Source organism: Propylenella binzhouense (assembly GCF_009866965.1).
Classification (GTDB): domain Bacteria; phylum Pseudomonadota; class Alphaproteobacteria; order Rhizobiales; family Afifellaceae; genus Propylenella; species Propylenella binzhouense.
The window spans coordinates 1-18,744 of sequence record NZ_SPKJ01000079.1 but is presented as its reverse complement, the minus strand read 5'-3'; the positions used below and the strand labels follow the sequence as shown (position 1 = coordinate 18,744).

Genomic DNA, 18,744 nt, shown 5'->3' with positions numbered 1-18,744 from the left:
CGGCCGAGCCCGCGACGACGGGCGCGCTCGCGCCGGTCGCTGTCGCCGCCGCAGGCCCGAAGGCGGGTTCCGCGGATGCGCCGCCGGCGAGCACGGCGATGGCGTCGGCCTATGCCCCGGCCGACACGGCGGGCGGCTCCGGCATCGGCGGCTTCTTCAGCAAGGTCCTGAAGAAGGTCAATCCGTTCTGAGCGGGGCGGCGAGGGCCGCGACCGGTCATCCGGGGCCGCCTGCGGGCGGCCCTTTCCGTTTCCGCTATTCCGCGGCGGCGAGCTCCGGCGCGGCGGGGCGCGCGAGAAGCGCCAGGGCGAGCGCCGCCCCGAAGATCGCGAGCCCGGCCGCGGCCGCCACGGCGAGCACCGCCACGAAGCCGCCGGTGCCGTGCAGGATCGCGATCATCGGCACCGCGAATCCGCTCGTCGTGAAGCCGAGGAAATAGCGGATGCTGAAGGCGCGGGCGCGCCATTCCCCCGGCACGAAGCGGGCGATCATGGCGTCGTTGACGACGACCTGGCCGTAGATCGCCGACATTGCGAGGGCGAGCCCGACGAGCATGGGCAGCCCGGTGGTGAGCGCGGCGAGGCCGAGGCCGAGCGGCTGCAGCGTGGAGAGGGCGAGGAAGAGGGTCGGCAGCGGCAGCCGGTCGACGAGCCGGCCGGCGGCGAGCTGCATCAGCGCGCCGAGCACGAAGACGGTGGTGGCGAGCGAGCCGGTCAGCCAGAGCGGGAGCGGCGTGCCGAGCCGCTCATCGATCACCTTCGGCAGCGCGATCGTCGTGAAGTTGAAGGTGAGCCCGCCGGCCACGACCGCGACGGCGAAGAGCATGAAGAGCAGGAGCGGATGCGCGAAGCGGACGCCGGCCGAGCTTTCCGCCGCGGCGGGCGGCCTGGCGCGCTCGTCGGGAACGAGCGCGAGGAAGGCGACGCCGGCGGCGAGGCAGACGAGGCCCGGCACGGCGAAGGCGGCGCGCCATCCGAGCAGGGCGGCGATGAGGCCGGTGATGCCGGAGGCGAGTGCTGCGCCGAGATTGCCCCAGACGCCGTTGACGCCGAGCGCGCGGCCGAGCCGCTCGGCATTCGCGACCAGCATGGTCGACCCGATCGGGTGGTAGATCGCGGCGAAGGCGCCGAGAACGGTGAGCCAGAACGCGAAGGCGAGCGGCGAGCCGGAGAACGCCATGCCGAGGCAGGCCGCCCCGCCGCCGAGGAGAAAGGCCGCGAACAGGCTGCGGCGGCCGAACCGGGCCGCGAGCCAGCCCATCGGCAGCGAGAGCACGCCGAAGGCGACGAAGGCGCCGGTCGAGAGCCCGATGAGCTCGCCATAGGCGAGCCCCGATTCCGCGGCGATGGCGATCACCGCGGTCGGATAGATCAGCAGCAGGAAGTGATCGAGCGCGTGGCCGAGATTGACGAAGGCGATCGTCCGCCGCGCGTTCGGATCGGGAGCCATTGAGCGGCCTCTGGTTCTGGGCGCGTCACAATAACCCTGCCGCGCGCCGGGTAAAGTCCCGGCGGCCCCGCTGCGACGGCCCGCGAAAAGCGCGGATCGGCGGCATGTATCGCGGCGACGCCGGGCCTGCCAACGGCCGCGAGACCGCTTGCCCCCGTCAGGCCGAGACGACCTGGCCGTGGCACTGCTTGAACTTCTTGCCGGAGCCGCAGGGGCAGGGCTCGTTGCGGCCGATGCGGCCCCAGGTCGAGGGGTCCTTCGGGTTGCGGTCCGTGGCCGCGGCGGCGCGCGCGGGCGTCTCCCGGCCGGCCTCGGCGAATTCGCCCTCGCCGGTCAGCGGATCGGCGTGATGGGCCTGCATCGCCGGCGGCTGCATCTCCTCCGGCGGCCGCTGCGCGAGCTCGACATGGGCCATCTGCCCGGTCACGGCGCGGCGGAGCGAGGCGAGCATGGCCTGGAAGAGCTCGAAGGCCTCGGTCTTGTACTCGTTGAGCGGATCGCGCTGGGCGTAGCCGCGGAAGCCGATCACCGAGCGGAGGTGGTCGAGCATGCCGAGATGTTCGCGCCAGAGATGGTCGAGCGTCTGCAGGATCATCTGCTTCTCGACGAGCCGCATCAGATCGGGCCCGAAGCGCGCCGCCTTCTGCGCCATCATGTCGTCCGCCTCCTTGGTGATCCGCTCCCGGATCTCCTCGTCGGCGATGCCTTCCTCCTTGGCCCAGTCCTCGACCGGCAGGTCGAGGTTGAGCTGGCCGCGAAGCGCCTCGCGCAGGCCGGCAATGTCCCATTGCTCGGCATAGGCGCGCTCGGGGATGTGCCGGGCGACGATCTCCTCGATCACCTCGTGGCGCATGTCGCGGATCGTGTCGGCGATGTTCTCGCCGCTCATCAGTTCGATGCGCTGCTCGAAGACGACCTTGCGCTGGTCGTTCATCACGTTGTCGTACTTGAGCAGGTTCTTGCGGATGTCGAAATTGTGCGCCTCGACCTTGCCCTGGGCGCGCTCGAGCGCCTTGTTGATCCAGGGATGGACGATCGCCTCGCCGTCCTTCAGCCCGAGCTTCTGCAGCATGCCGTCCATGCGGTCGGAGCCGAAGATCCGCATCAGGTCGTCCTGCAGCGACAGGAAGAACTGCGAGCGGCCGGGATCGCCCTGGCGGCCCGAGCGGCCGCGGAGCTGGTTGTCGATGCGCCGGCTCTCGTGCCGCTCCGTGCCGATCACCATCAGGCCGCCGGCGGCGAGCGCCTTCGCCTTCAGCTCCTGGACCTCGGCGCGGATCGCCTCCTCGCGCGCCTTGCGCTCCGGCCCCTCCGCCATCTCGGCGAGCTCCTCGCGCAGCCGCATGTCGATATTGCCGCCGAGCTGGATGTCGGTGCCGCGGCCGGCCATGTTGGTCGCGATGGTGATCGCGCCCGGCTTGCCGGCCTGCGAGACGATGAAGGCCTCGCGCTCGTGATGGCGGGCGTTCAGCACCTCGAACTCCTTCACGCCCGACTTGCGCAGCCGGTCGGCGAGGAGCTCGGACTTCTCGATCGAGGTCGTGCCGACGAGCACCGGCTGGCCGCGGAGGCGGGCTTCCCTGATGAGGTCCACGATGGCGGCATATTTCTCTTCGGCCGTGCGGTAGACCGCGTCGTCCTCGTCGACGCGGGCGACCGGGACGTTGGTCGGGATCTCGACCACGTCGAGGCCGTAAATGTCCATGAACTCGTCGGCCTCGGTCGCGGCCGTGCCGGTCATCCCGGCGAGCTTGCCGTAGAGGCGGAAGTAGTTCTGGAAGGTGATCGAGGCGAGCGTCTGGTTCTCGGGCTGGATCTTGACCTTCTCCTTGGCCTCGAGCGCCTGGTGGAGGCCCTCCGAGTAGCGGCGCCCCTCCATCATGCGGCCGGTGAACTCGTCGATGATGACGACCTGGCCGTTCTTCACGATGTAGTCGCGGTCGCGCAGGAAGAGCTTGTGGGCCCGGAGCGCGTTGTTGAGGTGGTGGACGATCGCCACGTTCTCGACATCGTAGAGCGACTCGCCGCGCAGCAGCCCCATCTCCGTCAGGAGCCCCTCGACCTTCTCCGTGCCGTCCTCGGTGAAGGTCGCCGACTTCACCTTCTCGTCGATCTCGTAGTCCTCGGGCGCGAGCTTCGGGATGACGGCGTCGATCGCCACGTAGAGCTCGGAGCGGTCCTCGGTCGGACCGGAGATGATGAGCGGCGTGCGCGCCTCGTCGACCAGGATCGAATCGACCTCGTCGACGATCGCGAAATTGTGTCCGCGCTGGACCATGGAGGTCAGATTGTACTCCATGTTGTCGCGCAGGTAGTCGAAGCCGAATTCGTTGTTGGTGCCGTAGGTCACGTCGGCCTGGTAGGCCTGCCGGCGCTCGTCCGGGGTAAGGCCGTGCACGATGACGCCGACGCTGAGGCCGAGGAAGCGATAGATCTGGCCCATCCATTCCGCGTCGCGGCGGGCGAGATAGTCGTTCACGGTGACGACGTGGACGCCCTTGCCGGCGAGCGCGTTCAGATAGACGGGCAGGGTGGCGACGAGCGTCTTGCCCTCGCCGGTCTTCATCTCGGCGATCGCGCCCTCGTTGAGCACCATGCCGCCGACGAGCTGGACGTCGAAATGACGCTGTCCGAGGGTCCGCTTGGCGGCCTCGCGCACCGTCGCGAAGGCGGGAACGAGCAGATCGTCGATAGCGGCGCCGGCCGCGATCCGGGCCTTGAAGTCCGCCGTGCGCGCGCGGAGCGCCTCGTCGCTCAGACCGGAGACCTCGCCTTCGAGCGCGTTGATCGCCTCGACGACGGGGCGATAGCGCTTGACGCGCCGGTCGCTGGAGGTTCCGAAAACCTTCCGGCCCAAATTGCCCAAGCCAAGCATTCGCGATCCTTCCTGCGGCGAACGGAAATCGAGGTCGGTCCTTACACGGGACGCTCTGGCGCCGTTCGATCGACGCGGGGTTCAACCATTGCGGGGAGCGCGCGGCGGGCCCTCCCGGACGGCCCGCCTTCTGGACGGCGAGCCGACGGACAGATAAGAACGCGCCCGATTTCTGTCAATCTGACGTGCTTCCGCTCGCCGCGACCCATCCCCTCAGGAGTTCCGATGACAGTCTTCGATACAGTCTCAAGGAAGACGCTCGCGCTCGCGCTGGCGCTCGTCCTCCTGCCGGTCGCCGGCGGTGCGCAGGAGGCGGTCCAGCCGCCCGCCGCCGCGAAGGCGGCCGACCCCGCGCCCGCCGCCGATCCGGACGCCGTCGCGGCGAAGGTCGGCGACGTCGCGATCACCGAAGGCGACGTCGCGCAGGCGGCCGAGGATTTCGGCGACGAACTGCAGCAGATCCCGGAGGAGCGCCGGCACGAGGTGCTGGTCAACGTGCTGGTCGACATGGAGCTCCTCGCGAGCGCCGCGCGCGAGAAGGGGCTCGACAAGACGCCCGAATTCGAGCGCCAGATGGGCCTGCTGCGCACCCGGGCGCTCCGCAACGAGTACGTCCGGAAGGAGATCGTCGATTCGATCACCGACGCGGATGTGAAGGCGGAGTACGACAAGCAGGTCGCGAGCTACGAGCCGCAGGACGAGGTCCATGCCCGCCACATCCTGGTGGAGACCGAGGACGAGGCGAAGGCGATCATCGCCGAGCTCGACAAGGGCGGCGACTTCGCGGCGATCGCGAAGGAGAAGTCGAAGGATCCGGGCAGCGCCGAGAACGGCGGCGACCTCGGCTTCTTCCGCAAGGGCCAGATGGTGCCGGCCTTCGAGGAGGCGGCCTTCGCGCTCGAGCCGGGCAGCTACAGCAAGGCGCCCGTGAAATCGCAGTTCGGCTGGCACGTGATCGAGGTCGAGGAGAAGCGCAAGACCGCGCCGCCCCCGCTCGAGCAGGTCTCCGACCAGGTGAAGACCGCTCTCGTGCGGCAGAAGTTCGAGCAGACGATGAGCGATCTGAAGGCCCGCATCCCGGTGGAGATCACGGGCGCGAAGGATGCGCCCGAGGGCGAGACGGGGGCGCCGGACGGAGCCGCCGCGCCGGCCCCGGCCAAGCAGAACTGACGCGGATGTCCGCCAAGGTCTCGCCCTTCGCCCCGTCGGCCTATCCGGCCCTGCCGGCCGTCGACGGGGTCCGCTTCGCCAGCACCGAGGCGGGCATCCGCTACAGCAACCGCCGCGACCTGCTGCTCGCCACCTTCGTGCCGGGGACGGTGGTCGCCGGGGTGTTCACGCGCTCGAAATGCCCCTCGGCGCCGGTCGAGTGGGACCGCGACCGGCTTGCCGGCGGCCGGGCGCGGGCGCTCGTCGTGAACTCGGGCAACGCCAACGCCTTCACGGGCAGGAAGGGCAGGGAGGCGACCCGGCTCACGGCGGAGGCGGCGGCGCGGGCCGTGGGCTGCGGCCCGGACGAGATCTTCCTCGCCTCGACCGGCGTCATCGGCGAGCCGCTCGACCCGGTTCCCTTCGAGCGCCATCTCGACCGGCTCGCCCGCGAGGCCGCGCCCGACGGCATTCTCGACGCCGCGCGCGCGATCATGACGACCGACACCTATCCGAAGGCGGTGACGCGCTCGGTCGAGATCGCCGGCGCCACCGTGACGCTCAACGGCATCGCGAAGGGGGCCGGCATGATCGCGCCCGACATGGCGACGATGCTGTCTTTCCTCTTCACCGACGCGGCCGCCTCGCAGGCGACGCTGCAGGCCGCGCTCGCCGACGCCGTGGCGGAGAGCTTCAACGCGATCACGATCGACAGCGACACCTCGACCTCCGACACGGTGCTGCTCTTCGCGACCGGCACGGCGGCGGCGCGCGGCGCGCCCGCTCTGGAGGAGGCCGGGGCGGAGGCGCTCGAGGCGTTCCGCGGCGCGCTCGCCTCGCTCTGCCGCGAGCTCGCGCACATGGTCGTCAAGGACGGCGAGGGTGCCACGAAGTTCGTGGAGGTGCGGGTGCGCGGCGCCGTCTCGGACCAGTCCGCCAAGCGGATCGCCCGCGCGATCGCCGATTCCCCGCTCGTGAAGACCGCGCTCGCCGGCGAGGACGCCAATTGGGGCCGCGTCGTCATGGCGGTCGGCAAGGCCGGGGAGCCGGCCGACCGGGACCGGCTCTCGATCTGGTTCGGCGACTTCCGCGTGGCGCACGAGGGCGAGCGCGACCCGGCCTATTCCGAGGCGGCGGTCTCCGCCTACATGAAGGCGCCCGAGCTCGCCATCACGGCCGATCTCGGGCTCGGCGACGGCGCCGCCCGGATCTGGACCTGCGACCTCACGCACGACTACGTCGCGATCAACGCCGACTACCGTTCCTGACCGATGCCGCGTCTCCTTCTGGTCGCCGCCTGCGCGCTGGTCGATCCCGACAGGCGCGTGCTGATCGCGCAGCGTCCGGAAGGCAAGCCGATGGCCGGGCTCTGGGAATTTCCGGGCGGCAAGATCGAGGCCGGCGAGACGCCCGAGGACGCGCTCATCCGCGAGCTCCGCGAGGAGCTCGCGATCACGGTTGAGAGTCCGTGTCTCGCGCCCCTCACATTTGCCAGTCATTCTTATTCGGATTTTCACATCCTGATGCCACTCTACGTGTGCAGGCGCTGGCAAGGTCTGCCCGTGGCGCGGGTTCATCAGGCGCTGAAGTGGGTGCGTCCGAACCGGCTGCGCGCGTTCGACATGCCGCCCGCCGACGAGCCCCTCATCAGCCACCTTGCCGACCTGCTGTGACGAGCGGCTCTGGAGGAAGCCACCGTGCGCATCGGTAGCATCAAGCGGTGTCTTCGCGACGAGAGCGGTGCGACCGCCGTCGAATACGGGGTGATGGCGTCGATGCTCGCGCTCATCGTCATCACCCTGTTCGGGCCCGGCGGAACCTTCGACTGGTTCTACGGCGCGTTCGATTCGCTCGCCAAGGCGCTGATGCCCGACGGGCTCTGACCGCCGCGCCGATTCCGCTGCAGTCCCCGTCAGCCGCCCTTCAGTCCGGAGCCCGGCCGCGGTCGGCGAGCACGTGCGCCAGGCTGATCGTCGCCGAGCCGCGCCGCGCCGGCTTCGGCTGGCTCTCGTCGGGCGCCCATCCGGACAGCGAGATCACCTCGAAGGTGGCGCGCACGCGCCCGTCCGGGTCGCCGAACCGGTGCGCATAGATCTCGGCCGCGCGCAGGAAGAGCCGGCGCGGCGGAACCCGGCGGTCGCGCTCGGCCAGCACGTTGGTGGCGCCCATCCGGCGCAGGTCGAGCATCAGCTCGAAGGCGTTGCCGTAGCGCACCGTCACCACGTCGCGGTCGGCGACCGGCAGCGCGAAACCCGCCCGCTGGAGCAGCGCGCCGAGATCGCGGACATCCGCGAAGGGCAGCACGCGCGGGCTCGCGCCGCCCTGGAGCTCCGCTTCCGCCTCCGTCAGCGCCCGGCGCAGCTCGGCGAGCGTCTCCCCGCCGAGAAGGGCGGCCAGGAACAGCCCGTCGGGCCTGAGCGCGCGGCGGATCTGGACGAGTGCGCCCGGCAGGTCGTTCGCCCAGTGCAGGGTGAGGAGCGAGGCGAAAAGGTCGATGCTCGCCTCCGCGAAGGGGAGGGCCTCCTCGTCGCCGACCACGGCGGGAACGCTCCCGAGGGCCCCAGGAACGGGCTCCAGCGCGACGGGCGCCAGCGCCACGGGCGCGAGGCGGTAGAGCGCGTCGAGCCTGCCCGTGGCGGCGAGTGCGTCGGCGAGCACCGGCGCCGGCTCGGAGACGATCGCGGTGCCGAACCGCCGCTCGACGACGGCGAGCCGGTCGGCGATTTCCCCGGCCGCGCGCAGCGCCAGGAAATCGGCGCCGGTGGGCGCCAGCCGCAAGGCGCGGGCGAGGCGCCGGCGGTGCGCGGCCTTGTCGGTGACGGGGATGGGGCTCATCGGATCGTCGCTCCGCTGCTTCGCCGATCAGATAGGGCTGACGGCGGTCGCCCGCCGGATTAACCTCAACGGATGGCGCTCGTCCAATCCGGTCCGCCCGGTTCCGTCTCCCGCCTCGCCGCAGGGCTGGTCGACTTCCTGATGCCGCCGGTCTGCCCGGTGTGCCGGCGCGCCGTTGCGAGCGCGGACGCGCTCTGCGCCGGCTGCTGGTCGCAGCTCCGCTTCATCGCCGCGCCGCTCTGCCCGGTCTACGGCACGCCGTTCCAGCACGCGCTCGGGGAGGGGGCGGTCTCGGCCGCGGCCATGGCCGATCCGCCGCCCTTCGGCCGGGCCCGCGCCGCCGTGCTCTACGACGGTCCGGCGCCCGTGCTGGTCCGGGCCATGAAATACCGCGACCATCCGGAGCTCGCCCGGATGATGGGGCGCGCCATGGCGCAGGCGGGCCGCGAGCTCCTGACCGCGGACGTGCTGCTCGTCCCAGTGCCGCTCCACCGCTTCCGGCTCTGGCGCCGCCGCTTCAACCAGTCCGCGCTCCTCGCCGCGGAGGCCGGCGCGGCGGCGGGGCTCCCGGTCGTCTGCGACGTGCTCGCCAGGGTGCGGCGCACGCGGCAGCAGGTCGGGCTTTCGGCCGCGCAGCGCGCGAAGAACGTCGAGGGCGCGTTCCGCGTATGCGAGGAGAGGCGCGCCGCGATCGGCGGCCGGCACCTCGTTCTCGTCGACGACGTCTACACGTCCGGCGCCACCGTGAAGGCCGCCACCCGGGCGCTGCTGCGCGCCGGCGCCGCCTCGGTGGACGTGCTCACCTTCGCCCGCGTCGCGGGGTGAACCACTTCCGGCTCCGCAAGTTGAAGCTTATATGACGGATCGCCCACCTGACCCGGCAAGCACCCTCATGCAGGTCACGATCTACACACGTCAGTTCTGCGGCTATTGCACTGCGGCGAAACGGCTTCTATCCGACAAGGGCGTGGCATTCGAGGAGAAGGACGCGACGAGCGCGCCGGAGCTGCGGCGCGAGATGATCGAGCGATCGGGACGGTTCACGTTCCCGCAGATCTTCATCGGCGATCGCCATGTCGGCGGCTGCGACGACCTCTATCTCCTCGACCGCCGCGGCGAACTCGACGCTCTCCTGACGGGGTGACGATGACGAAGACCTTCCGCGCTGCCTGCATCCAGCTCCGCTCGAGCGGCGACGTCGCCGAGAACATCGCCATTGTGGAGGCGCTCGCGCGCGAGGCGGCCTCCCGCGGCGCCGATTACGTGCAGACGCCCGAAATGACGAACATCGTGCAGCGCGACCGGCGCGCGCTCGAGGCGGCGATCCGGCGCGAGGCGGAGGACCCCTCGCTCGCGGCTTTCTCGGCGCTCGCGCGCGAGCTCGCGGTCTATGTCCATATCGGCTCGCTCGCGCTGCGGACCGAGGACGGCCGCATCGCCAACCGCGCCTACCTGTTCGGGCCCGACGGCCGCGTCCGCGCGCGCTACGACAAGATCCACCTCTTCGACGTCGACCTGCCGAACGGCGAGAGCTGGCGCGAATCGGCCGTCTACAATGCCGGCGGCGAGGCGGTGGTGGCGGACCTGCCCTGGTGCCGGCTGGGGGTGGCGATCTGCTACGACATCCGCTTCCCGCAGCTCTTCCGCGCCGAGGCGCATGCCGGCGCGACGGTGCTGACCGCGCCGGCCGCCTTCACCCGCCAGACCGGCGAGGCGCACTGGAACATCCTCCAGCGCGCCCGCGCGATCGAGAACGGCGCCTTCGTGATCTCCGCCGCTCAGGCCGGCAGGCACCAGGACGGGCGCGAGACCTACGGCCATTCGATCGTCGTCTCGCCCTGGGGCGAGGTGCTCGCCGAGGGCTCGGGCGACGGCCCCGAGCTCGTCATGGCCGAGATCGACCCGGCGAAATCGGCCGAAGCGCGCCAGCGCATCCCGGCGCTCCGGAACGAGCGCCCCTTCGCGGTGCCGGCGGAGCCGGTCCAGCCGCTCGAAGCCGCCTCATGATCCGCTATGCCCTCGTCTGTCCCGACCGCCACGAATTCGAGGCCTGGTTCGGCAGCTCCGACGCCTACGAGCGGCAGAAGGCCGCAGGCCAGGTCTCCTGCCCCTTCTGCGGCGCGACCGATGTCGAGAAGGCGCTGATGGCGCCGGCGCTGGTGGCCGCCCGCAAGGAGCCCGCGCCGCCGCCGGCTCAGAAGCCGGAGCTCTCGGCCGAGCAGAAGCAGCGTCTCGAAGCGCTCCGGGCGTTCCGCACCCAGCTCATCGCCAATGCGGACTATGTCGGCGACCGCTTCGCCGAGGAGGCCCGCAAGATCCATTACGAGGAGACGGAGAAGCGCGGGATCTACGGCGAGGCGACGCCCGAGGAGGCGCGCGGCCTCGTCGAGGAGGGGATCGCCTTCGCGCCGCTTCCGGTGCTTCCCGAAGACGCGAACTGATCCGCTGCTCCCGCCCAACCGCATCCGGGCCAGCAAGGCGGCGCCGTACGGCGCAGCCGGCCTATGTCGTCAAGACGCCATTTTGACGCCGTGACGGGCTTGCGAAGCGTCGCCGACGACATTGTCGGCGCTACTCCCGAGTATGCGGCGGAATGCCTCTCCACCTTTGTGTCTGCTGCGGGAGCCCCCACCTAGTGGCCGGGGAGGGGCACTGCCCAGCCGACCTGCCAAGCCGACTGAGCATCACCTCACGGAGGTTACGATGTTTGGCTCACGTGCAAAGACATATGCTTCGGCCCTTCTTGCCCTCGGGCTCCTCGTCCCGACATTCGGCTCGGCCGCGCTCGCGGCCCACGACACCAAGGCCGCTCCGGCCGGCGTGTCCGTCGGAGGGGGCAAGACGTCCGCGAGCGAGCCGCGGACCGCGCATGCACCGGGACGGGCGACGGGCGTCCACACCTATTCCTACCCGTTCTGCCCGGTCGGGAACTACTGGGAGCTCGAGCGGGAAGGCGGCGACACCATCGTGCTGCCCTGCCAGGGCACGCGCGACTGACGCCAGTCCGGGCGTATGACGGTCCGGCCCGCCGCGTCGCGGGCCGGACCCGTTTCCAGCCAAGGCGGGGCGCCCGGCGCGCATGGCGGGCTCCCGCTCGAGGTGCCGCGCCGCCCCGGCCCCGCTCGGCGGCGGCTCAGGCGCTGCCGCCCTTCCGCGCCGCGACCATGTAGTTGACGTCGATGTCGGGCGAGCGCTTCCAGAGGTCGCGGAACGGGTCGTAGACGATGCCGGAAACGTCCACGACCTGATAGCCGGCGCGGCCGAGATGGCCGCCGAGCTCCTCCGGCCTGACGAGCTTGCGGTAGTCGTGGGTGCCGCGCGGGAGCCAGCGCAGGATCTGCTCCGCCGCCACGATCGCGAGCGCATAGGCCTTCGGCGTGCGGTTGATGGTCGCGAACACGGCGAGGCCGCCCGGCCGCGTGAGCGCGGCGCAGCTCGCCACGAAGGCGGCGACATCCGGCACGTGCTCGACTACTTCGAGCGCCAGCACGACGTCGAACGTCTCCCCGGCGGCGACGAGATCGTCGGTGGTGGCCACGCGATAGTCGATTGCGCAGCCGGTTTCGGCCGCATGGATGCGGGCGGCGGCGATCGTCTCCTCCGTCGGGTCGATGCCGACCACTTCGGCGCCGAGCCGCTTCACGGGCTCGCTCACGAGCCCGCCGCCGCAGCCGACATCGAGGATCCGGAGGCCTTCGTAGGGAGTCCGGCCGGCCGGATCGCGCCCGAAGCGCTCGCAGATCATGTCGCGGACATAAGCGAGGCGGATCGGATTGAGCCGGTGCAGCGGCCGAAGCTTGCCTTCGGGGTTCCACCAGTCTTCGGCCATGCGGGCGAACTTCGCGATCTCCCGCTGGTCCGCCTGTCCGCGCGGTTCGCCGGCCGTCCGCTCCATCCATTCCTCTCCCGGTAGCGGCCTGCCTCGGCAACGCAGATTCGGCCCGCGGAAGCGTTGCCCGGTTCCGCGGAACCCGATAAAAGGCGCCGCCGCCCAGAGGACGGCCGTCCATCCCATTCTGACCACCTCTCGGCTGCTCGGCAACCGCCCAGACACGGATTACGCAGCAATGGCGCGCCTCGTCATGAAGTTCGGCGGCACCTCCGTCGCCGATCTCGATCGCATCCGGAACGTGGCGCGGCATGTCAAACGCGAGGTCGACGCCGGCAACGAGATCGCCGTCGTGGTCTCGGCCATGGCGGGCGAGACGAACAAGCTCGTCGGCTATTGCCGCGGCGCCTCCGCCCTGCACGATGCGCGCGAATATGACGCGGTGGTCTCCGCCGGCGAGCAGGTCACGGCGGGCCTCCTGGCGATCACGCTCCAGTCGCTCGGCGTCAACGCGCGTTCCTGGCTCGGCTGGCAGATCCCGATCCGCACCGATTCCGCGCACGGTGCTGCGCGGATCACGGACATTCCGGCCGAGACGCTGGTCGAGCGCTTCCGCCAGGGCCAGGTCGCCGTGATCGCCGGATTCCAGGGCCTTGCGCCGGACAACCGCATCGCCACGCTCGGCCGCGGCGGCTCCGACACGAGCGCGGTGGCGATCGCGGCGGCGATCGGCGCGGACCGCTGCGACATCTACACCGACGTCGACGGCGTCTATACGACCGATCCGCGAATCGTTCCGAACGCGCGCCGCCTCGACAAGGTCGCCTTCGAGGAGATGCTGGAAATGGCATCGCTCGGGGCGAAGGTGCTGCAGGTCCGCTCCGTCGAGCTCGCCATGGTGCACGGCGTGCGCACCTTCGTGCGCTCGAGCTTCGAGGATCCCGAGGCGCCGCAGGTCGGGCCGGACGGCGAGCCGGTCGGCACGCTCATTTGCGACGAGGACGAAATCGTGGAGAAACAGCTCGTTACCGGCATCGCCTATTCCAAGGACGAGGCCAAGATCACGATGCGCGGGGTGGAGGACAGGCCCGGCGTCGCCGCGGCGATCTTCGGTCCGCTCGCCGACGCCTCCATCAACGTCGACATGATCGTCCAGAACATCTCCGAGGACGGCCGCACCACCGACATCACCTTCACGGTGACCACGGCGGATTTCGACCGGGCGATGGCGCTCATCGAGAGCCTGAGGAGCACGGTACGGATGGAGACGGTCTCCGGATCGAGCGACGTCGCGAAAGTCTCCGTCATCGGGATCGGGATGCGCAGTCACGCCGGCGTCGCGGCGCAGGCGTTTCAAGCTCTTGCCGGCCGTGGAATCAACATACAGCTGATCACCACGTCCGAAATCAAGATCTCGGTCCTGATCGACGCCGCCTACACCGAGCTTGCGGTTCGGACGCTCCATTCAATATACGAGCTCGACAAGACGTGAGCTCTTGCCGCCGGGCCGACCGCACGGCGACCGAGGAGGGGTGACCTTGCAGATTTCGCGGGGGGCGCCGCCCGGGCCCCGGGTGCTGCTGAGGCGGCTCCGCGAGGTCATGGCCGAGCCCATCGGCGCCCAGGAGCGCCTGGACAAGATCGTGACGATCATCGCCGCGAACATGGTCGCGGAGGTCTGCTCGGTCTACGTGCTTCGCTCCGACGGCGTGCTCGAGCTGTTTGCGACGGAAGGCCTCAAGGCGACGTCCGTGCACCGGGCGACGCTGACGGTCGGGCGCGGCCTCGTCGGCCTGATCGCGGCCGAGGCCCGTCCGCTCAACCTGCCGGACGCGCAGACCCACCCCGCCTTCGCGTACCTGCCGGAGACGGGCGAGGAGATCTACCACTCCTTCCTCGGCGTCCCGATCCTGCGGGCGGGACGCACGCTCGGCGTGCTGGTCGTCCAGAACCGCTCCTTCCGCACCTACATGGAGGAGGAGGTCGAGGCGCTGCAGACGACGGCGATGGTGCTCGCCGAGATGTTCGCGGCCGGCGAGATCGAGGACCTGGCGGCGCCGGGCGCCGATCTCGACCTCAACCGTGCGATCCACTTCACCGGCGCCGCCTTCTGCGACGGCATCGCGCTCGGCCATGTCGTCCTGCACGAGCCGCGCATCGTCGTCACCCAGCTCATCGCGGAGGATGCGGAGCACGAGCTGAAGCGGCTCGACGCGGCGATGGCGAGCCTCCGCCTCTCGGTCGACGACCTGCTTGCCAGGAGCGCGGCCGTGGGCACGGGCGAGCACCGCGAGATCCTCGAGGCCTATCGCATGTTCGCCCAGGACCGCGGCTGGACCCGGCGGCTGCAGGAGGCGATCGAGGCCGGGCTCACCGCCGAGGCCGCGGTCGAGAAGGTGCAGAACGACACGCGCGCCCGCATGCTGCGCCAGACCGATCCGTTCCTGCGCGACCGGCTGCACGATTTCGACGACCTCGCGAACCGGCTGCTGCGCGAGCTGATGGGACGGCCGCACGGCCCGTTCGCCGGCGATCTCCCGGAGGACGCCGTCATCGTCGCCCGCAACATGGGCGCCGCCGAGCTGCTCGACTACGACCGCCGGCGCGTGCGCGGCCTCGTGCTCGAGGAGGCCGGCCCGACCGGGCATGTCTCGATCGTCGCCCGCGCGCTCGGGATCGCCACGGTCGGCCAGGTCCAGGACCTCGTCGCGCTGGCCGAATCGGGCGACGCCATCATCGTCGACGGCGAGACCGGCGAGGTGCATCTGCGGCCGCCGGCGGACATCGAGACGGCCTATGCGGACAAGGTCCGGTTCCGCGCGCGCAAGCAGGAGCAGTACCGGCTCCTGCGCGACGAGCCGGCGATCACCCGCGACGGCGTCGCGGTCGGGCTCCACATCAATGCGGGCCTGCTCATGGACCTGCCGCATCTCGACGAATCGGGGGCGTCCGGGATCGGCCTCTTCCGGACCGAGCTGCAGTTCATGATCTCCACCGCCTTTCCGCGGCAGAGCGAGCAGCAGGCGTTCTACACCCAGGTCATGCAGGCGGCGGGCGACAAGCCCGTCATCTTCCGCTCGCTCGATGTCGGGGGCGACAAGGTGCTGCCCTATCTGCGCTCGCAGGCCGAGGAGAACCCGGCGATGGGCTGGCGGGCGATCCGGCTCGGGCTCGACCGGCCGGCGCTCCTCAGGACCCAGGTGCGCTCGATGCTGAAGGCGGCGGCCGGCCGCGAGCTCCGCCTGATGTTCCCGATGGTGACCGAAGTCGGCGAGTTCCGCCGCGCCAAGGCGATCGTGGAGCGCGAGCAGGCGCATCTCTCCCGCCACGGCCATGACGGCTCCGACGACGTCGTGCTCGGCGTGATGGTGGAGGTGCCTGCGCTGCTGTTCCAGCTCGACGAGCTTTTCGCCGCCGTCGACTTCGTCTCGGTCGGCACCAACGACCTGCTGCAGTTCCTGATGGCGAGTGACCGCGGCAACACGCGGCTCGCCGGTCGCTACGATCCGCTCAGCCCGGCCTTCCTGCGCGCGCTGATGGCCGTGGTGGAGAAGAGCACCGCGGCCGGCAAGCCGGTCTCGCTCTGCGGCGAGATGGCCGGCCGGCCGATCGAGGCGATGGCGCTGCTGGCGATCGGCTACCGCTCGCTCTCGATGGCCTCGTCCTCGATCGGGCCGATCAAGGCGATGGTGCGGGCGCTCGATCTCGCGCCGCTGCGCAAGCGGCTGCTCGATCTGCTCGACGCCGGCGCGGCGGCACCCGACATCCGCGGCGAGCTGCGCGCCTGGGCGGCGGCGCACGGCATTCCCGTTTGAGGCCGCGCGTCATATATCGGACGGCATGATCCCCACCGAACGCCTGCGGTCGCTGGTCGACCGCTACGATTCCATCACGGCCGCCCTGTCGGGCACGCCGGGGGCGGAGGAGTTCGTCCGGCTCTCCCGCGAGCTCGCCGAGCTGGAGCCGGTGGCGGGGAAGGCGCGCGAGCTCCAGGCCGCCAAGGCGGAACTCGCCGAGACCGCCGCGCTGGTCGAGGATCCCGGCACCGACCGCGAGATGCGCGCGCTCGCCGAGGACGAGCTGTCGCTCCTCGAGGAGAAGGTCGAGGCGCTCTCGAAGGAGCTGCAGATCCTGCTCCTGCCCAAGGACGCGGCCGACGAGCGCAGCGTCATCCTGGAGGTGCGCGCCGGCACGGGCGGCGACGAGGCCGGCCTCTTCGCGGGCGATCTCTTCCGGATGTACGAGCGCTATGCCGCGATCCACGGCTGGAAGGTGGAGGTGATGTCGGCGAGCGCCGGCGAGGTCGGCGGCTTCCGCGAGATCGTGGCGGCCGTGCGCGGGCGCGGCGTCTTCGCCCGGCTGAAATACGAATCGGGCGTGCACAGGGTGCAGCGCGTGCCCGTCACCGAATCGGGCGGCCGCATCCACACCTCGGCGGCGACCGTCGCCGTGCTGCCGGAGGCGGAGGAGGTCGATGTCGAGATCCGGCCCGAGGAGATCAGGGTCGACACGATGCGGGCCTCGGGCGCCGGCGGCCAGCACGTCAACACGACCGATTCGGCGGTGCGCATCACCCATCTGCCGACCGGCATCATCGTCGTGCAGGCCGAGAAATCGCAGCACCAGAACCGCGCCCGCGCCATGCAGATCCTGCGCGCGCGCCTCTACGACCTCGAGCGCCAGCGGATGGACGACGCGCGCGCCGCGGCGCGGAAGGGCCAGGTCGGATCCGGCGACCGCTCGGAACGGATCCGCACCTACAACTTCCCGCAGGGGCGGGTCACCGACCACCGCATCAACCTCACCCTCTACAAGCTCGACAAGGTGCTCGACGGCGAGGCGCTCGACGAGATCATCGACGCGCTGATCGCGGAGGACCGGGCCCGCATGCTCTCGGAGCTCGAACAGGCGGCATGACCACCCTCCGCGAGGCGCTCGCGATCGCCCGGTCCGAGCTGCGGCGCGCCGGAACCGATTCGGCCGATCTCGATTCGCGCCTGCTCGTGGAGGCGGCGGCGGGCGTGACGACGACCGACCTTATCGCGCGGCCCGAGCACCGGCTGCCGGACTCCGCCCTTTCCGCGCTTCGCAACGCGCTCGGGCGGCGGGCGGCGGGAGAGCCGGTCGCGCGCATCCTCGGGACGAAGGAATTCTGGGGCCTCGCCTTCGAGGTCTCGGCCGACACGCTGGTGCCGCGCCCGGAGACCGAGATGCTGGTCGAGGCGGTGCTCGAATGGGCCCGCGGGGAGAAGCGGACGCAGCTCCGAATCGCCGATCTCGGCACCGGCACCGGGGCGATTCTCGTCGCGCTCCTGCGCGAGCTCACCGACGCCACCGGCGTCGCCACCGATATCGCGCCGGCGACACTCGAGGTTGCGCGCCGGAACGCGGCGCGGCACGGCGTCGCGCAGCGGATCGCGTTCCGGACGGCGGATTTCTCCGAGCCGCCGCCGGGCGGCTTCGACGTGGTCGTCTCCAACCCGCCCTATATCCGGACGGCGGACATCGCGGTTCTCGCCCGCGACGTGAGGGACTTCGACCCGGTCCGCGCGCTCGACGGCGGGGCCGACGGCCTCGAGGCCTATGGAAAGATACTCGGGGCGTTCCCATATATGGTTCGTCGCCCCGGACTGCTGGCCTTCGAAGTGGGCCACGATCAGGCGGACACCGTCGCGTCGATGTGTCAGGCTGCCGGCCTGACGATTCGCGAGATCGGGAGCGACCTGTCCGGCCATGCCAGAACAGTCGTTGCAAGCGCGCTCCGGTGACTTCGGTGTCATTGGCGCACCGCAAAAAAGAGCTTGGAACGCCCGGATTTTCCGGCTAGTTTCCGGCCGCGGACCGATGCCGAAGCCGTCAGTCACGGCGTCCTGTTTTGGGAACGGCAGAGCGCCTTAGGGACGTCGGGCCGGTCCGCCTACGTCGCAAAACCGGATGTGGCAGATCCAGGGGGCACCTCGGGATCGGTATGCTTGGACGTGGAAATGCATGACCTGTCCTGATCCGGGGCGGACCTGATGTCAGCGGACCTGATGTCAGCGTGTCTGCCCTCAGAAACGAGAACGGTTTCATGAGACATAATCAGAATAGACGGTCGCGCGGTCGCAACCGCAAGGGACCGAATCCGCTCACGCGGAATTACGAATCGAACGGTCCTGACGTGAAGGTGCGCGGCACGGCCATGCATGTGGCCGATCGCTACATGTCGCTCGCGCGCGACGCTCTCTCCTCGGGCGATACGGTCGCTGCGGAGAACTATTTCCAGCATGCCGAGCACTACAACCGGATCGTGATGGCGGCGCAGGCGCAGATGCCGCAGCCGCAGCCTTATCCCGCGCGCGAATACGGCGATCGCGACTATGGCGACGACGGCGACGACGACGAGTTCGGCGCCTATAACGGCCGGAACGGCACGCGTGCCGATTACGAGGGCTTCGAGACCCGCCAGCCTGCGCCGCAGCCCGTCCGGCCCGCTCCGGCTGAGCAGGCGGAGGAGCTTGCCGCCGAGGAGCCCGCTCCGGAGCGGAGGGAAGCCGCGCCGCCGCGCCGGCGCCGCCGCCGCGCCGAGGAGGACCAGCCGAACGGCCATGCCGCCGAGCCGGCCGGG

Annotated in this window: 18 protein-coding genes and 1 pseudogene; 15 read left to right on the top strand and 4 right to left on the bottom strand. The window is 70.6% G+C overall.

Annotation, left to right across the window (positions count from 1 at the left end; translation table 11 throughout):
* Window positions 1–191 (top strand): annotated as a pseudogene (locus E4O86_RS17695) (hypothetical protein); the annotation flags it as partial.
* Window positions 192–255: 64 nt separating this feature from the next.
* On the opposite strand, the gene E4O86_RS17690 reads toward E4O86_RS17695, so the two are convergent.
* Window positions 256–1,449: an MFS transporter gene (locus tag E4O86_RS17690; protein ID WP_161141880.1), complete on the bottom strand. Its 1,194-nt coding sequence runs from the start codon at window positions 1,447–1,449 to the stop codon at window positions 256–258.
* A gap of 157 nt (window positions 1,450–1,606) precedes the next feature.
* Window positions 1,607–4,324, bottom strand: coding sequence for a preprotein translocase subunit SecA (gene secA, locus E4O86_RS17685; protein WP_161141879.1), 2,718 nt, complete (start codon window positions 4,322–4,324; stop codon window positions 1,607–1,609).
* 225 nt (window positions 4,325–4,549) lie between these two features.
* On the opposite strand from secA, the gene E4O86_RS17680 reads away from it, so the two are divergent.
* From E4O86_RS17680 to E4O86_RS23840, 4 genes are read left to right on the top strand one after another with little or no spacing between them, the layout of a single operon-like run.
* The gene (locus E4O86_RS17680; protein WP_161141878.1) at window positions 4,550–5,494 is read left to right on the top strand and encodes a peptidylprolyl isomerase; all 945 of its coding nucleotides are present in this window, start codon (window positions 4,550–4,552) and stop codon (window positions 5,492–5,494) included.
* A 5-nt stretch (window positions 5,495–5,499) separates the two neighbouring features.
* Entirely contained in the window at window positions 5,500–6,741 is a 1,242-nt protein-coding gene (gene argJ, locus E4O86_RS17675; protein ID WP_161141877.1) for a bifunctional glutamate N-acetyltransferase/amino-acid acetyltransferase ArgJ, read from the top strand.
* Window positions 6,742–6,744: 3 nt separating this feature from the next.
* Window positions 6,745–7,146 (top strand): (deoxy)nucleoside triphosphate pyrophosphohydrolase, encoded by a 402-nt coding sequence (locus E4O86_RS17670; RefSeq protein ID WP_161141876.1) that lies wholly within the window; start codon window positions 6,745–6,747, stop codon window positions 7,144–7,146.
* A gap of 24 nt (window positions 7,147–7,170) precedes the next feature.
* Window positions 7,171–7,356 (top strand): Flp family type IVb pilin, encoded by a 186-nt coding sequence (locus E4O86_RS23840; protein ID WP_343039187.1) that lies wholly within the window; start codon window positions 7,171–7,173, stop codon window positions 7,354–7,356.
* A gap of 40 nt (window positions 7,357–7,396) precedes the next feature.
* On the opposite strand, the gene E4O86_RS17660 is transcribed toward E4O86_RS23840, so the two are convergent.
* Window positions 7,397–8,308, bottom strand: coding sequence for a methyltransferase domain-containing protein (locus E4O86_RS17660; protein ID WP_161141875.1), 912 nt, complete (start codon window positions 8,306–8,308; stop codon window positions 7,397–7,399).
* Between the two features lie 72 nt (window positions 8,309–8,380).
* Between E4O86_RS17660 and E4O86_RS17655 the strand changes: the two genes are divergently transcribed.
* The 5 genes from E4O86_RS17655 (at window position 8,381) to E4O86_RS17635 (ending at window position 11,305) form a co-directional block, all read left to right on the top strand.
* On the top strand, window positions 8,381–9,133 hold the full coding sequence (locus E4O86_RS17655; RefSeq protein WP_161141874.1) for a ComF family protein: 753 nt from the start codon (window positions 8,381–8,383) through the stop codon (window positions 9,131–9,133).
* A gap of 67 nt (window positions 9,134–9,200) precedes the next feature.
* Window positions 9,201–9,452: a glutaredoxin 3 gene (gene grxC / locus E4O86_RS17650; RefSeq protein ID WP_246206467.1), complete on the top strand. Its 252-nt coding sequence runs from the start codon at window positions 9,201–9,203 to the stop codon at window positions 9,450–9,452.
* A gap of 2 nt (window positions 9,453–9,454) precedes the next feature.
* Entirely contained in the window at window positions 9,455–10,315 is an 861-nt protein-coding gene (locus E4O86_RS17645) for a carbon-nitrogen hydrolase family protein (protein WP_161141872.1), read from the top strand.
* Window positions 10,312–10,749, top strand: coding sequence for a DUF1178 family protein (locus E4O86_RS17640; protein ID WP_161141871.1), 438 nt, complete (start codon window positions 10,312–10,314; stop codon window positions 10,747–10,749). Before E4O86_RS17645 ends, E4O86_RS17640 begins: the two co-directional genes overlap by 4 nt.
* Window positions 10,750–11,011: 262 nt before the next feature.
* Complete coding sequence (locus E4O86_RS17635; protein WP_161141870.1) at window positions 11,012–11,305, top strand: hypothetical protein; 294 nt, start codon at window positions 11,012–11,014, stop codon at window positions 11,303–11,305.
* A gap of 136 nt (window positions 11,306–11,441) precedes the next feature.
* On the opposite strand, the gene ubiG is transcribed toward E4O86_RS17635, so the two are convergent.
* A complete protein-coding gene (ubiG, locus tag E4O86_RS17630; RefSeq protein ID WP_161141869.1) occupies window positions 11,442–12,203 on the bottom strand; it encodes a bifunctional 2-polyprenyl-6-hydroxyphenol methylase/3-demethylubiquinol 3-O-methyltransferase UbiG in 762 nt (253 codons plus the stop codon).
* Window positions 12,204–12,375: 172 nt separating this feature from the next.
* Between ubiG and E4O86_RS17625 the strand changes: the two genes are divergently transcribed.
* From E4O86_RS17625 to E4O86_RS17605, 5 genes are all read left to right on the top strand, one after another.
* Window positions 12,376–13,629, top strand: coding sequence for an aspartate kinase (locus E4O86_RS17625; RefSeq protein WP_161141868.1), 1,254 nt, complete (start codon window positions 12,376–12,378; stop codon window positions 13,627–13,629).
* A gap of 109 nt (window positions 13,630–13,738) precedes the next feature.
* The gene (gene ptsP / locus E4O86_RS17620) at window positions 13,739–15,952 is read left to right on the top strand and encodes a phosphoenolpyruvate--protein phosphotransferase (protein WP_161141881.1); all 2,214 of its coding nucleotides are present in this window, start codon (window positions 13,739–13,741) and stop codon (window positions 15,950–15,952) included.
* 25 nt (window positions 15,953–15,977) lie between these two features.
* Complete coding sequence (gene prfA, locus E4O86_RS17615; protein ID WP_161141867.1) at window positions 15,978–17,054, top strand: peptide chain release factor 1; 1,077 nt, start codon at window positions 15,978–15,980, stop codon at window positions 17,052–17,054.
* A complete protein-coding gene (gene prmC / locus E4O86_RS17610; protein ID WP_161141866.1) occupies window positions 17,051–17,905 on the top strand; it encodes a peptide chain release factor N(5)-glutamine methyltransferase in 855 nt (284 codons plus the stop codon). The genes prfA and prmC overlap by 4 nt, the downstream gene beginning before the upstream one ends.
* A gap of 302 nt (window positions 17,906–18,207) precedes the next feature.
* A partial coding sequence (locus E4O86_RS17605; RefSeq protein WP_161141865.1) for a DUF4167 domain-containing protein occupies window positions 18,208–18,744 on the top strand: 537 nt, incomplete at its 3' end.